The 14575-nt window shown below is 42.7% G+C and carries 16 protein-coding genes; 6 read left to right on the forward strand and 10 right to left on the reverse strand.

Going from position 1 to position 14575, the window contains the following annotated elements; genetic code table 11:
* The first annotated feature begins 86 nt into the window (after nucleotides 1–86).
* Complete coding sequence (locus C8D94_RS03440; RefSeq protein WP_147278490.1) at nucleotides 87–437, forward strand: hypothetical protein; 351 nt, start codon at nucleotides 87–89, stop codon at nucleotides 435–437.
* Here the strand turns inward: C8D94_RS03440 and C8D94_RS03445 are convergent.
* The 3 genes from C8D94_RS03445 to C8D94_RS03455 all read right to left on the reverse strand — a co-directional run bounded on the left by C8D94_RS03445 (nucleotide 434) and on the right by C8D94_RS03455 (nucleotide 2254).
* Nucleotides 434–1042 carry a DUF2490 domain-containing protein gene (locus C8D94_RS03445; RefSeq protein WP_170134709.1) on the reverse strand — a complete coding sequence of 203 codons (609 nt, stop codon included), beginning with the start codon at nucleotides 1040–1042 and terminating at the stop codon, nucleotides 434–436. The two genes, C8D94_RS03440 and C8D94_RS03445, sit on opposite strands and share 4 nt — an antisense overlap.
* A 67-nt stretch (nucleotides 1043–1109) precedes the next feature.
* On the reverse strand, nucleotides 1110–1682 hold the full coding sequence (locus C8D94_RS03450) for a hypothetical protein (RefSeq protein WP_115122489.1): 573 nt from the start codon (nucleotides 1680–1682) through the stop codon (nucleotides 1110–1112).
* Entirely contained in the window at nucleotides 1679–2254 is a 576-nt protein-coding gene (locus tag C8D94_RS03455; RefSeq protein WP_115122490.1) for a DNA-3-methyladenine glycosylase I, read from the reverse strand. Before C8D94_RS03455 ends, C8D94_RS03450 begins: the two co-directional genes overlap by 4 nt.
* A gap of 58 nt (nucleotides 2255–2312) precedes the next feature.
* On the opposite strand from C8D94_RS03455, the gene C8D94_RS03460 reads away from it, so the two are divergent.
* Nucleotides 2313–2948: a thioredoxin family protein gene (locus C8D94_RS03460; protein WP_115123018.1), complete on the forward strand. Its 636-nt coding sequence runs from the start codon at nucleotides 2313–2315 to the stop codon at nucleotides 2946–2948.
* Here the strand turns inward: C8D94_RS03460 and C8D94_RS03465 are convergent.
* From C8D94_RS03465 to C8D94_RS03490, 6 genes are all read right to left on the reverse strand, one after another.
* On the reverse strand, nucleotides 2945–3604 hold the full coding sequence (locus tag C8D94_RS03465) for a hypothetical protein (RefSeq protein WP_115122491.1): 660 nt from the start codon (nucleotides 3602–3604) through the stop codon (nucleotides 2945–2947). The two genes, C8D94_RS03460 and C8D94_RS03465, sit on opposite strands and share 4 nt — an antisense overlap.
* 114 nt (nucleotides 3605–3718) lie before the next feature.
* Entirely contained in the window at nucleotides 3719–4417 is a 699-nt protein-coding gene (gene truB, locus C8D94_RS03470; RefSeq protein ID WP_115122492.1) for a tRNA pseudouridine(55) synthase TruB, read from the reverse strand.
* Between the two features lies 1 nt (nucleotide 4418).
* Nucleotides 4419–5210, reverse strand: coding sequence for an undecaprenyl-diphosphate phosphatase (locus C8D94_RS03475; protein ID WP_115122493.1), 792 nt, complete (start codon nucleotides 5208–5210; stop codon nucleotides 4419–4421).
* A gap of 3 nt (nucleotides 5211–5213) precedes the next feature.
* The gene (locus C8D94_RS03480; RefSeq protein WP_115122494.1) at nucleotides 5214–5477 is read right to left on the reverse strand and encodes a DUF3098 domain-containing protein; all 264 of its coding nucleotides are present in this window, start codon (nucleotides 5475–5477) and stop codon (nucleotides 5214–5216) included.
* A gap of 10 nt (nucleotides 5478–5487) precedes the next feature.
* The gene (locus tag C8D94_RS03485; RefSeq protein WP_115122495.1) at nucleotides 5488–5850 is read right to left on the reverse strand and encodes a hypothetical protein; all 363 of its coding nucleotides are present in this window, start codon (nucleotides 5848–5850) and stop codon (nucleotides 5488–5490) included.
* Nucleotides 5851–5928: 78 nt separating this feature from the next.
* Nucleotides 5929–6807, reverse strand: coding sequence for a cell division protein FtsX (locus C8D94_RS03490; protein WP_115122496.1), 879 nt, complete (start codon nucleotides 6805–6807; stop codon nucleotides 5929–5931).
* A 172-nt stretch (nucleotides 6808–6979) separates the two neighbouring features.
* Here C8D94_RS03490 and C8D94_RS03495 point away from each other — a divergent pair, with 172 nt between their 5' ends.
* The gene (locus tag C8D94_RS03495) at nucleotides 6980–10063 is read left to right on the forward strand and encodes a leucine--tRNA ligase (protein WP_115123019.1); all 3084 of its coding nucleotides are present in this window, start codon (nucleotides 6980–6982) and stop codon (nucleotides 10061–10063) included.
* A gap of 205 nt (nucleotides 10064–10268) precedes the next feature.
* Nucleotides 10269–10958 (forward strand): zinc metallopeptidase, encoded by a 690-nt coding sequence (locus tag C8D94_RS03500; protein WP_115122497.1) that lies wholly within the window; start codon nucleotides 10269–10271, stop codon nucleotides 10956–10958.
* Between the two features lie 76 nt (nucleotides 10959–11034).
* Here C8D94_RS03500 and C8D94_RS03505 read toward each other — a convergent pair whose 3' ends face one another.
* Nucleotides 11035–12405, reverse strand: a complete 1371-nt coding sequence (locus C8D94_RS03505) for a saccharopine dehydrogenase family protein (RefSeq protein ID WP_115123020.1) — start codon at nucleotides 12403–12405, stop codon at nucleotides 11035–11037.
* A gap of 69 nt (nucleotides 12406–12474) precedes the next feature.
* Between C8D94_RS03505 and C8D94_RS03510 the strand changes: the two genes are divergently transcribed.
* Nucleotides 12475–12873 (forward strand): DUF423 domain-containing protein, encoded by a 399-nt coding sequence (locus C8D94_RS03510; RefSeq protein WP_245946178.1) that lies wholly within the window; start codon nucleotides 12475–12477, stop codon nucleotides 12871–12873.
* 70 nt (nucleotides 12874–12943) lie between these two features.
* Nucleotides 12944–14557, forward strand: a complete 1614-nt coding sequence (gene pckA / locus C8D94_RS03515; protein ID WP_115122498.1) for a phosphoenolpyruvate carboxykinase (ATP) — start codon at nucleotides 12944–12946, stop codon at nucleotides 14555–14557.
* Nucleotides 14558–14575: the final 18 nt, after the last annotated feature.

Consider the following 14575-nt stretch of genomic DNA (forward strand, 5'->3'; position numbering starts at 1 on the left):
GAAAACGTGCCGTTCGTCGGATTTATTTGTTTTTCCAACAGATAATCAGCATATTGCTATTGTTTTATTTCAAAAGCCCCAAACTTATGAAAGAGCAACGCCCCAAGCTACTTGCCCTTACCATTTTATTAGTATGTTCTATTGCAGGGTTTTCCCAGCAAAAGATAAACGTGAACAAAGACATAGATGTCGTAAAGGTTTACGAGCAAACCGTTAAGGATGGTTATCCAACTCTAGAGATCTATCAAAAACTGGCAACTGCCCATTATTTTCGCAGCAACTATGAAGATGCCAAAAAATGGTTCGAAAAGTGGTTTGAAATGGAACTGCCTAAAGACCCTACCGCTAAATACCGCTACAGGCAGACCTTGAAAGCACTTAAAGTTTCAGCAAAAAATAATAAATATCTCGCCGTTATCGACCACGGTTCTTCTTAAAGTTTATAATATAGCTGTGTTACCACAAAGAGGCTTTGAGTGTTCGAACTAAAAAAATCTTCTACACGGTATTGCACATCTATCTGTAGCTTTACCTTTTCAAAAATTTGATTTCCAATACCAAGCGTAAATCGTTGGTCCCACGCTGGTTTATTTAGCCTTGATATGTTGAGCAAGGTTTCTAGCGAAGCCACTCCATAGTACTCCCCCCTGTCCACACTTAAACCGTTTAGGGGTGCGTCTGCAGATAATCTATAGCGCATTCTATGTGTAGTTTCGGAAACTTTTATGCGTTGGTCTAATTTTAGCCTGTGCCCCAGTCGTAATGCGTTGTAAGGTTTGGCATAGGTGTATTGTTGTGTGATGCGTGTTTCGTTCTCGTTTCCTTTGTCTTCAAGAGTGTTGAAACGGTACATTATTCCGGTCCCTAGTTTTGCATAGAAACCAACCTCATAAGCTACGGTTCCCGAAAATTGAAGATGCCGTGAGTTGAACTGCAAAGAAGCATCTCCTATATCTTCGGCTGGCGTATTACGGTATTCCGTGCCAAGTTGTGTGCTCCAACGCGGTGAGATATTGTACTGTAACGTAGCGACTTTTTCCAACGTAAACTCTGTTTGTGAGCGTACCCAACATGTAGCACCTAAAAGCAAAAGCAGCAGAACAGTATTTTTAGAACAATAGGAAATCATAGGAGCGTCTATGTACTTTACGTTGTTGCACAAAATTCCCTTTGCTGTCAAAAAGCATTTCAAACTTTGTGAGCTTGCCTTCGCTTTTTGTAGCCACGATCAATTCAAGATTATTTGTGGGAAGCTCTTTTAGAGTGTAGGCATCTTCCAAGGTTTTTTCTGCTTGATCCAAAACACGGTATTGTTGCTGTATTTTTTCAATTTTCCATCGCTCGTAAGTAGCATCGAGATAGGTTTCAATTTTTTTTCTTGTATTCGTTCTTAGCTCTTTTTTGTCTTGATCCACTTCCACATCCTCCAGAATACCTTGTGCGGTAAATTCAGCGCTGTATTGCTTTTTATTCCATTTAAACTTGGCTTCAAAACTTTTGTGTGTTCCGTCAAACTCAACATAAAACCGAAGCCGTCTTACTTTATCAAATTTAGGTTGCAACAAAGTGAGTGCTGCTAAAGGGAATTCTTCTTGAGATATACGTTGTTCGTATTCGCTCTTGGTCTGTGCAATACAGATTGTAGTGAGCAGTAAAATGATACTAGTGACTAAAATTTTCATAACATATCTTTAATTTCTTGATACCTGAAACAATGTGTAAGGTGGTCGTTAACCATTCCGGTAGCCTGCATATGCGCATATACTACGGTTGAACCCACAAACTTGAACCCACGCTTTTTCAAATCCTTGCTTATAGTGTCGCTCAACGCTGTATTTGCAGGTACTTCTTCTTTGTTCTTTAGGGTATTCTGAATAGGTTTACCATCTACAAACCCCCAAATATAGTCGCTGAAACTACCAAATTCTTCCTGCACCTCCATAAAGGCCCGTGCGTTGGAAATAGTGGCTCTAACTTTTAGTTTGTTTCGGATAATCCCATTGTTTTGTAGCAATTCCTGCACCTTTTCTTCGGAATAGGCTGCTATTTTGTTATAGTTGAAATGATCAAAAGCTTTTCTGAAATTTTCACGCTTTCGGAGTACGGTAATCCAACTCAAACCTGCCTGAAAGGTTTCCAATGTCAAAAACTCAAAAAGTTTTGCATCATCTTTAACGGGTACGCCCCATTCGGTATCGTGATATGCCACGTACAGCGGATCATCTCCACACCACCAGCATCGTTGTTTTTCCATATTTTTGTATTCTTTTTAAAAGTAGTAAGAATTTTATAATAGATACGTCTTAATGGGTATGGAAATTTCAAACTCGACTGCCGGAGAGGTAGTAAAAATAAAGGAAACGTTAGTTATGCAGGCATTAGAGAATGCCTTGTCCTATTCGGCGTATAGAGATTTGGTAGCAACCCACGCACTGGACAATACCAGCACGGGACATGAGCAAACCGAAGCCTTGAGCGAATATACACAACTCAACAATGCGCGTATGCGTCGCTTGGACAAAACATTGAAATCAGCCGAGGCAATCACAGAACGGTTCAAAAATTTCAGCAAAAGACAAACTTGGCTCGTTCTTACCGAAAGCTGGTGTGGCGATGCAGCACAAAGCCTGCCCGCAATTCAAAAAGTAGCGGGACTCGCTCCTAACATAGATTTTAAGATAGTCCTACGCGACGAGCATCCTAAGCTCATGGATGCTTTCTTGACCAATGGCAGCCGTTCCATCCCAAAACTGATACTGTTTGATGAGGAGCAGCAAAAAATTAGTGCAGATTGGGGGCCTAGACCCAGCAAGGCAACACAAATGGTTCAAAACTACAAAGCTGAACATGGTAGTTTAACTCCCGAATTTAAAAAGGATTTACAAGTATGGTACACCAAGGATAAGGGCCAAAATATCTTCGACGATCTAGCAGCGTTGATTGCCTAATCCTGCCCTGGAAAATTATAGGTAATCGTCCCCAGTTGTCCATCTTCTCCAGCAAGTGTTGTAAAACGGGCTTGGTTTGCGTATTCCAGCGCACTGTCTATCAAGCAGCCGTTTGTGGTTGTGGAAAGCCCTTTGTTGTACGTTGCTTTGGTGAGTTGTCCCAAGGCGTTTACCTCTATGGAAATTACAATTTTACCACTTCCTTCACAGGTGTAGACAGGGTTTGGTAACATGAGGGCTTTACGGTCCTTTAGGCTGTAGCTTATGGTGGTCCTGCGGTTGCTCCCTTTTTTTGAGCTGCTTTTTCCCAATTCTTCTTTTAAGGAACTTTCAAAAGTTTCCTTCATTTTTTCTTTGGCAGCTTTTATTTCGGTTTCAGATTTGTTGGTGAGCCCTTCGGTGATGGCGGCATCCATCTGTGCGAGCTTTTCCTCAAAGCTTTGTATTTCTTCGGCATTGTTGCCTTTTTCTAGAAATTTTTCAGCTTCGTTGTAAGCACGGTTGGTCTCAATTTTTGTTTTTGCTGCATCAGAGAGTGCCAACGCTTCGGCTTCATTGTTTTCTTCAGCAATAGGATCGATCTCTGTATATTCAATATCATATTTTGGGTCGAAGGGTTCTTGGCCCTTGCCCAATTTCCAACTATACAATGCCAAAAAGAAGATACCGAAAAGTAAGCAAGTGATTAAAAACGAACGATATGAATAGTTAAGGTTCACAATTGCAAGTACCGAAAAATTTACGAAAACTCCTTGAAGATTAACGGGTTGTTAAGAGGAAGATTTCTTTAAATCGCTTTCAAACTCCTCGATAGACACTGCATCGTCTACACTAAACTCCCCAATCTTGGTTCTTCGTAATGCTGAAAGATGCGCTCCGTTTTCCAATGCCTTCCCAAAATCGTGTGCCAAGGAGCGGATATAGGTACCCTTGCTGCACGCTACCCGAAAGTGTACGTTGGCGCCTTCGATCTTCGTGATTTCAAAAGCTGAAATATGGATGGCCCGGGAGGCGATTTTTACTTCTTCGCCAGCACGGGCATATTCGTACAACCGTTTCCCTTCTTTTTTTAACGCTGAAAATACAGGCGGTCGTTGTTGTATCTCGCCTATAAATTGTTGGGTTGCCTCGTGAATCTGTGCTTCGGTAATGGATGAAATATCAAAAGTTTGGTCAATCTCGGTCTCTAGGTCGTAACTGGGGGTAGTAGCACCTAGGGTGATGGTACCAGTGTATTCCTTTTCTTGCGCCTGGTAGGTTTCAATCTTTTTGGTGAATTTACCCACACACAAAATAAGCAGTCCCGTAGCGAGGGGGTCCAGCGTCCCTGCGTGCCCCACCTTTATTTTTTTAATGTTGAATTGCTTCCTAATGAGCCACCGTACCTTGTTCACCACTTGGAAGGAGGTCCATTCCAGCGGTTTGTCTATGAGGAGGAGTTGGCCGTTTTGGTAGTCTTCTGCAGTCATATTACACAAAGCTAATTAGTATGGCTATCACACCCACGATAAGGCAATAGATGGAGAACCAGCTCAATTTACTTTTCTTTACCAAGGAAATCATCCATGTACAGGCAAACAGCCCAGCGATAAATGCTGCTGCAAACCCAAGTCCTAGAGTTGTAAAGTTTGAAGTTTCAGCAGAAAGATCACCACTAAGGATATCCTTGGCAATCTTCCCAAAAATTAGGGGCACTACCATTAAAAACGAAAAACGTGCCGCCTTGCCCTTATCGTTCCCCAATAAAACCGAAGTTGAAATTGTGGCACCGCTTCGTGAAATACCAGGCAACATGGCAATGGCCTGTGCAATCCCGATGATAAAGGCATTCATAAAAGATACTTTTTTTCCGGTTTCCTTGGCACGGTCTGCTAGCCAGAGCAGGATAGCCGTTACAATGAGCATAGCGCCCACAAAGGCTACGCTTCCTCCAAAAAACGACTCTAATTGCTCTTCAAAAAGGATTCCTATAATAGCCGCGGGTAGCATAGAAACGCCAATTTTTACAACAAACTGTGTTTCTTCGTTCCAAGAAAATTTCAGCAAACCGCCTAGGATTTCCCACATATCTTTTCGAAATACCACTAACGTGCTCAGTGCTGTGGCAAAGTGTAATATTACGGTAAAGAGTAGGCTATCCTCGGGCACGGTAGTGTCGCCCAAGATGGCTTTCCCCAGCTCCAAGTGGCCACTGGAAGATACTGGTAAAAACTCGGTCAAGCCTTGAATAACGCCAAGTAAAATGGCTTCCCAAGCTTCCATAGGTTATTTTTTCTTGTGGGGGTTCAAGAGAATAGCGTATACTTCAATGCCAAACCCTATCAAGATAAGTGCGGGTGCCAGGCGTATGCGTCTCCAGCTATAAATTTCTGGATTGAACACGTTGGGGTCGTCACTACCGCCACCTGTCATCAAGATAAAACCTAGGGCAATAAAGGCTACCCCTAGGAGCATAAACTGGTAGTTCTTCTTTTCAAAGATAAAATTTGTAGTATTTGCTGCTTCCTGTTTTCTTTTTTGTTCTCCCAAAACGAATATTTTAATGGTTCAAATTTACGGTCAATCCATCGCCGAATTCAGTATAGATAACGTTGCCGTCCACTTCTAATTGTGCTATGTGCTTGCTATCTTTTCCTTGCCAAGATTCTGCAATGTGCAAGGTAGCTATTTTATTTAAAATGGCTTCGGTCGCATTTTCCATGGTAAAACCATTTTCCAGACCTCTATTGATATAGAAAAAATTGCCTTCAGCATCGTGCAATACCAAATCTTTCACACCGCCTTCTGAAATTTTAACCACTTCAATTTCCTTGACAAAACAATCCTCTTTTTCCGGGTTATGGATACAGCTCTGCAGTACGACCACAGAAATCAATGCAATGAAGATCTTTAACGGTTTCATAGTATTCAATTTTAAATCATCTTTACAGTCAAGCCTGGCTGAGTGACCCCGATTTTTCATCAAGATTGTATCTAAGCCTTAATAATACAGCTCATCTGTCCTCAAATTCAAGAAGCGCTGTGTCGCGAAAAAGGTGCTCAACCAAGAGATAAACACCCCAATTAAAAATACGCCTACAAATAGGGCGACCAATAGGATTTTATCTTCCAGCAGTTGCAGTTCCGGGAAACTCAGGTTGAGATAATATAGCACAACGCCCATCCCAATAAGTGCCAATACGGCTCCAATCATCCCCAATCTAACGCTCTTCCATATAAAAGGACGCCTAATAAAACTTTTGGTTGCGCCCACCATTTGCATGGTTTTAATGGTAAACCTTTTAGCATATACCGAAAGCCGGATGGAGCTGTTTATGAGCAATACCGCAATAAAAAGAAAGACACCGCTTATAATGAGCACCCAGAGGCTTACTTTTTTCACGTTATCGTTCAAGAGGGCAATTAAGGGCTTATCGTACACCACTTCGTCCACGAAGTCTTTTGTCATGATTTCATTGGTGATTTCCTCCAGTTTTGTAGGCGATACATAATCGGCCAACATATATACATCAATACTGTTCTGTAGTGGGTTATAGCCCAAAAAGTCCATAAAGTTCTCTCCAATGGTCGCTGCGTGTTCCTCGGCGGCTTGCTCTTTGGAAACAAAAGTGGCAGTCTTGGTGTATTCGGCCAGGGCGAGGCTTTGTTTCAATTCGGTTATTTCGACTTCTTTGGCGCTATCTTTCAAATAGACCGTCAAGGCGATTTTTTCTTTAAAATGGTCTGCTACTTTTTTTGTGTTCAATACCAATAAACCCAGTAATCCCAATAGAAACAATACAAGTCCAATACTTATCACTACGGAGAAGTAAGAGGAGATTAACCGTCTTTTTTGATATTTTTCAAATTTTGAAGCCATAAAAGTGTACAAATTTGTAGTGTAAAAGTACAATCATTTCTATAAACGGAATGATAGCATATCATAGTATTTGGGAGAAAATATAAAAATTTTCGATTTCGGTTTCGATTTCGATTTCGATTTCTTGGCATTAACCGTAAATTTGTGCTTTACTTTTACCGAAACACAAGCGATGAGCAAGTACCACTTCAACGAGATTGAAAAAAAATGGCAGCAGTATTGGGCCGAGAATGAAACCTTCAAGGCTTATAATGATTCTGAAAAACCAAAATATTACGTGCTGGATATGTTCCCGTATCCCTCTGGAGCCGGCTTGCACGTGGGCCACCCGCTTGGATATATTGCCAGTGATGTGTATGCGCGTTACAAACGCCACAAGGGTTTTAATGTGTTGCACCCTATGGGCTACGATAGTTTTGGGTTGCCTGCAGAGCAGTATGCCATCCAGACCGGGCAACATCCAGCGCAGACCACAAAGGTGAACATCGAGGGCGGAACCGACAAACAGGGTACTGAAATCGCAGGCTATCGAAAGCAATTGGACCAGATTGGTTTCAGTTTCGACTGGAGCCGTGAGGTGCGCACCAGCGACCCGAATTACTATAAGTGGACACAATGGATTTTTATCCAGCTATTCGAGAGTTGGTACGATACCAAGGCAGATAAAGCGCGTCCCATTTCAGAACTGGTTGCCATTTTTTCTACTGAAGGAAACAAAACGCTAGATGCTGCTTGCGATGAGGGTGCCGAAACTTTTTCAGCTACAGATTGGAACAACTTTTCTTCAAAAGAGCAACAAGAAATCCTGCTGAAATATAGATTGACCTATCTCGCCGAAACCGAAGTGAACTGGTGCCCTGAACTGGGGACCGTATTGGCAAACGATGAGGTAGTGAACGGCGTTTCCGAACGCGGCGGGCATCCTGTGGTACGTAAAAAAATGAAGCAATGGAGCATGCGTATCACCGCATACGCACAGCGTCTTTTGGACGGTTTGCAAAAAATAGACTGGCCCCAACCATTAAAAGACTCGCAAACCAACTGGATTGGTAGAAGTGAAGGGGCTACGGTATCATTTAAAGTCCTCCCTAATGTTACCTTGGGCTCAGTCGAAGGGTCTCATAATATTGAAGTGTTTACAACAAGGCCCGATACCATTTTTGGCGTGAGTTTTATGACTCTCGCACCAGAGCATGAGCTTGTTTCCCAAATCACGACCGATGCACAAAAGGCCAAAGTAGAAGCCTATGTAGAGGCCACGGCAAAACGCAGCGAGCGCGAGCGTATGGCCGATGTTAAAAATATAAGTGGTGTGTTTACGGGAGCCTATGCAGAACATCCGTTTACCAAGGAGCCTATCCCAATTTGGATTGGCGACTACGTGTTGGCGGGCTACGGGACTGGAGCTGTCATGGCTGTTCCCTGTGGCGACCAGCGAGATTACGATTTTGCAAAACATTTCAACATCCCCATCCCGAATATCTTTGAAGGGGTGGATATAAGCGAAGAAGCCAATTCAGACAAAGAGAACACCAAGATTGCCAATAGCGATTTCTTGAACGGACTCAGCTATAAAAAAGCTACAAAGACCGCTATTTATGAGTTGGAAAAAATAGGCGCGGGTACACGAAAAATTAATTACCGCTTGCGTGATGCCGTGTTCAGTCGCCAGCGCTATTGGGGAGAGCCATTCCCTGTATATTACAAAGATGGAATGCCACAGATGATTGACGAAAAACACCTGCCGCTCACCCTCCCCGAAATTGACGAATACCTCCCCACCGAGGACGGCCAGCCTCCATTGGGCCGCGCTGTAAATTGGGCATGGGATACCCATAAGAACGAAGTGGTAAGTAATAACAATGTCGCCCAGAGCGCAGTTGAAGGGTCAAAGGGAGATAACGGTATCTACCCCCTAGAGCTCAACACCATGCCAGGCTGGGCGGGAAGTAGTTGCTATATGTTCCGTTATATGGACCCCAGCAACGATAACGCCCTTGCGAGCCAAGAAGCTATGCAGTACTGGGAAAATGTAGATCTATATTTAGGTGGAAGCGAACACGCTACGGGTCACTTGCTCTACAGCCGTTTTTGGGTGAAAGCACTGTACGATTTAGGGCATTTGCAAGTGGACGAACCTTTTAAAAAACTGATCAACCAAGGGATGATCTTAGGGGAGAGTGCATTTGTTAATAGAGCTGAATATTTTATTGGCGGTTACGATCAAGTACTACCACAGACAATTCCGTCTTCTTCCACAGAAGATTTACCTAATTTTTATTTTTCTTCAGGAATTCTAAAAGAATTTGAAGAAAATCACACAAACTCTTCATTGTGGCGGATAATTGAGAACAATCCGATGGTTTCTGATTATTGTGAGAAGGTTTTCGATCCGAAAGATGGAGGGTTATTTTCAATTATTCCTAACCGAATTCACGCAGATGTTTCGTTAGTTAATGCCTCCAACGAATTAGATATTGAAGCCTTTAAAAACTGGCGACCCGAATTTAAAGACGCTGAGTTTATCACAGAAGAAAATGGAAGTTTTAAGGTTTCCCGCGAAGTCGAAAAAATGTCCAAGAGTAAATACAACGTCGTAAACCCAGACGATATCTGCTCGCAATATGGTGCCGATACCTTACGGATGTACGAGATGTTCCTTGGGCCTTTGGAACAAGCAAAACCGTGGAATACCGCTGGGATCACGGGCGTTCACAGTTTCCTTAAAAAATTGTGGAAATTGTACCATACGGGTGCCGAGGGTGCTTTTTCTGTTTCGGATGAGCCAGCTTCAAAAGACAGCTTAAAAACACTCCACAAAACCATTAAAAAAGTCGAGGACGATATCGAGAATTTTAGTTTTAACACCTCGGTCTCTACCTTTATGATCGCCGTGAACGAACTTACGGCCCAAAAATGTACCGCTCGGGAAGTGTTGGAGCCACTGTTAATTTTAGTTTCACCCTATGCGCCCCACATCTCCGAGGAATTGTGGAGTAAATTAGGTCACCCAAACAGTATTAGTGAGGCGCCGTTCCCAGTCTTTGAGGAAAAGCACGTGAAGGAAACCAATAAAACCTATCCCATATCCTTTAACGGGAAGATGCGCTTTACCTTGGACCTACCCTTGGACATGAGCAAGGAGGAGATAGAATCTGCCGTAATGGCACATGAGCAAACAGCACATTATTTACAGGGCAGGATACCCAAGAAAGTGATCGTAGTGCCTGGGAAAATCGTGAATATCGTTGGGTAAGTTATTGATTTTGTGCGCGCTTAAGCCACTCTGAGTTTTCCGAAAGGTTGGTTGGAATTCAGTAATTTATAGAATGCTTCGAGAGGTTGGGCATGACACATTTAGTTGCCACAACAAATAGCACAGTATTTGCTATCTTTATGCTAGAAATTAAATATGTCTGGTCGAGCGCAGTCGAGACCTACTTATAAAAAATATAAAAGCTATGATGGGATATTATATACTTGCGGGTGTCATCTTTTTGGTGAGCATGTACGTGAGCAACAAGCTGAAAAGCAAATTCAAGAAATACTCAAAGATCCATTTACAGAATGGAATGAGCGGTAAGGAAATCGCCGAAAAAATGCTAGCAGATAACGGCATTACCGATGTTGAGGTGATCTCGGTACAAGGACAATTAACGGACCATTACAATCCGCAAAAGAAAACGGTAAACTTAAGTGAACCCGTGTATATGCAACGCAACGCAGCGGCTGCGGCCGTAGCGGCACACGAGGTTGGGCACGCGGTACAGCACGCTACGGCGTATAGCTGGTTACAAATGCGATCGGCCATTGTGCCTGCGGTTGGGGTTTCCAGTAAACTGTCAAATTTTGTGATTATGGCAGGAATTATTCTAACTGCCTCAGGATTGGCTTTTGGGAATTGGATATTTTTAATAGGGATCGGGCTGTTTGCTATGACCACCGTGTTTTCTTTCATCACACTGCCTGTAGAATACGATGCCAGTAACCGTGCACTTGCGTGGTTAAAAGATAATAACATGGTCACTCCCGAAGAGTTGGCAAGCTCCAAGGATGCCTTAAAATGGGCGGCGAGAACCTATTTGGTAGCAGCTTTGGGTTCCTTGGCTACACTATTGTATTTTATCTCTATCTTTTTGGGAAGACGGTAATTTCTGAAATTGGAACTACAATCAAAAAGCCAAAACTTAGCATCTAAGTTTTGGCTTTTACTTTTATAAGCTTGGGTTATCCAACTACTGCATCAGGATTATATCCTAAATAGGGTACTTCCTTTTCGATGAAATTTACACCGTAGTCTTCCAGTTCTTTCAGGATGGGTTCGTACACTTCTTTTTTGATAGGGAGCTGTACGCCGGGATTGGTTATTTCCTCGTTTAAAATCTTGAGGGTTGCAATAGCAACGGGTAAACCTACGGTTTTTGCCATAGCTGTGTAGGTCTGGTCATCACCTTTTATAACCATGCTGCTGTCTATCTGGTGTTTTTCACCGTCCAGCTCATAGCCAAACTTATGGTACATTACGATCATATCCTTGTCCTCCGGTTGTAGCGTCCACTTGTCCTCCAAAATCTTCTGAAGTGCTTTGGCAGGTGTCGCATCTGGGATGCCTATCTTTTTTTCGGTATTAAAAATATCCAGTTCTACCAGTTTGCCCCACATAAGGTCGTCTTGGTCTATTTTTAGGTTGTGGCGCAGTTTCAGCTCTACAGAATCGGTTGGGGAATACGGTAAAAATAGATTTACAAAATCGCGGTAGCTCATATTTTCAGAATCTGAAATAGTGTAGCTATCGTCTGTCATCCCTAGTTGTACGAACATATTCCAAGCTTTACTAAAACCAACGCGGCGAATGGTGCCACGATATAATGTGAGTACATCTTCCAGCCCATAAATGCTTCGGTATTTTAGGGAGTTTCGGTTTGCATATCCTTCAAAACGGCCGTGGCCCTCAATGTCCAAAAATTCAGTTCTTCGGAACAACCTGTGATAAGGGATATATTTATAAGTGCCTTCTTGGATAAATTCGGCAGCACCGCCTTGGCCGGCAACCACCACATTTCTTGGGTTCCAGGTGAATTTGTAATGCCATAGGTTATCGTCACTTTCGGGAGCAACCAATCCACCCGTAAAGCTCTCGAACAGCAACATTTTCCCACCTTTGTTGCGAATACGGTCTATCACTTGCATAGCGCTCATGTGGTCTATCCCTGGGTCCAGGCCAATTTCGTTCATAAACACGAGCCCTTTTGCCTTTACTTTTGGGTCCAGTAGTTGCATTTGGTCACTTACATAGGAAGCAGTCACCATGTTTTTCCCGAATTCCAAACAGTCTTTTGCCACCTCAATATGATAGCGAGCAGGAAGCATAGAGATTACGATATCGGCATTTTCAACAGCTTCACGACGTTGTGCTGCGTTAAAAACGTCCAATAAAATCCCACGGCCATTAGGATGTCCGCTGGTAAATTTTTGGGCATTTTGGATATTTAGGTCGCCAATGGTGATAAAAAGTTCCTCAGCTTCGGATTTATCCAGCAAATACTTGATTAAACTTGTGGCAGAGCGTCCTGCTCCTATAATTAATATGTTACGCATTCGTAGTGTTTTGGTTATCTTTGAAGTAGATTTTATTGCAAGCGAATTTACTAATTGCACGACACATTTATGGATAAATTGAGTAAAAATATGATGGTTACGGCATCTATCTTGGCAGCTGTAACCATTGCTATTGGTGCCTTTGGGGCACACGGTTTAAAACAATTGGTTTCTTCAGAATCGCTTACCACTTTTGAGACGGGGGTGCGCTACCAAATGTACCACGTACTGGCACTGCTGGTAATTGGTCTTGGAGGAATGATTCCGCAGGCTGCAAAAAAATGGGTCTTTCGCTTCTTTGTCTTTGGGATTCTTTTCTTTTCAGGTTCCATATATCTATTGGCACTACAGGAGCAACTTCCTTTTTCGGTTTCGTTCCTAGGGCCTATAACGCCTATTGGTGGACTGTTGTTTATTTTGGGTTGGTTGCGTTTGGGGTATGGGTTATTAACATTTAAAAGGGGATAATTACCATTTTTTAAAGAGAGTTTGTGTTGCATATTTGTTATTTTTGCACACACAACAATTAAAACAAGTTATGGTAGAAAATAACCAAACTACTAAAACGATTTCGGTAGAAAAATACGGAATCAAAAACGCTCAGGTAAACTATCAACTCTCCTCTAAGGCCCTTCACAACGAAACTCTTGAAAAAGGGATGGGAAAAGAAGCCAGCTCTGGAGCATTGGCCATAAACACTGGCGAGTTTACAGGAAGATCCCCAAAAGACAGATTTATTGTTAAGGACGAAATCACACAGGACAAAGTGTGGTGGGGAAACATCAATATCCCCTTTTCGCCGGATAAGTTTGATGCACTCTACGATAAGGTGGTAAACTATCTTTCAGAAAAAGAAATTTATGTGCGTGATAGCTATGCCTGCGCAGACCAAAATTATAGATTGAACATTCGTGTAATTAACGAATACCCTTGGAGCAATATGTTTGCCTATAACATGTTTCTGCGTCCAAACGAAGATGAACTAGAAGGGTTCGACCCCGAGTGGCTCATCGTAAATGCGCCAGGATTTATGGCAGACCCTGAAGTGGATGGCACGCGCCAGCACAATTTTGCCATCTTGAATTTCAGCAAAAAAATAGCTTTGATAGGTGGAACGGGTTATACGGGAGAAATCAAGAAAGGAATTTTCTCGGCGCTCAATTTTATTCTACCCGTATTTAAAAACACGATGCCTATGCACTGTTCTGCCAATGTTGGCGAAGATGGTGAGACGGCTATTTTCTTTGGATTGTCCGGTACGGGTAAAACAACCCTCTCTGCAGATCCTAAAAGAAAATTGATTGGGGACGACGAACACGGCTGGACTGCCGAGAATACTGTTTTCAATTTTGAGGGAGGTTGTTATGCAAAAGTAATCAACCTTTCTGCTGAAAATGAGCCTGATATCTATAACGCTATAAAGCCGGGCGCTATACTCGAAAACGTAGAGATGGACGCCGAGGGCAACGTAGATTTTGAAAATACCTCAATCACACAGAACACCCGTGTAAGCTACCCAATTTACCATATAGATAATATCCAGCAACCCTCAATTGGGAAGAACCCCAAGAATATTTTCTTCCTAACTGCAGATGCTTTTGGTGTACTGCCTCCTATCTCAAAGCTTACACCTGGACAGGCTGCATATCACTTTATTAGTGGCTATACTGCAAAAGTAGCAGGAACCGAAGCTGGTATAGACGAGCCAGTTCCTAGTTTTTCAGCGTGCTTTGGAGCACCGTTTATGCCGCTCCACCCAACAAAATATGCCGAAATGCTAAGCGCCAAGATGCAAGAAGCTGGTGTAAATGTATGGTTGGTAAACACAGGTTGGACCGGTGGTCCTTACGGTGTTGGAAAGCGTATGGCACTAAAATATACCCGCGCCATGATTACGGCGGCAATGGACGGCTCTCTCGAAGAGGCCAATAAGGACAATTACCATATACATTCGGTATTTGGTTTGCAACAGCCGCGAACTTGCCCTAACGTTCCTGACGGTGTGTTAAGCCCTAGAAAAACGTGGAACAACGATGAGGGTTATTATAAAACAGCCCATAAACTAGCTTCCTCTTTTAAGCAAAATTTCAAGCAATTTGAAGAATTTGCAAATGAAGAGATTATGGCTGGACAGCCATTGGGAGGCGAATAACAAACACTCTTAAAAACT

Source organism: Marinirhabdus gelatinilytica (genome assembly GCF_003353425.1).
Classification (GTDB): domain Bacteria; phylum Bacteroidota; class Bacteroidia; order Flavobacteriales; family Flavobacteriaceae; genus Marinirhabdus; species Marinirhabdus gelatinilytica.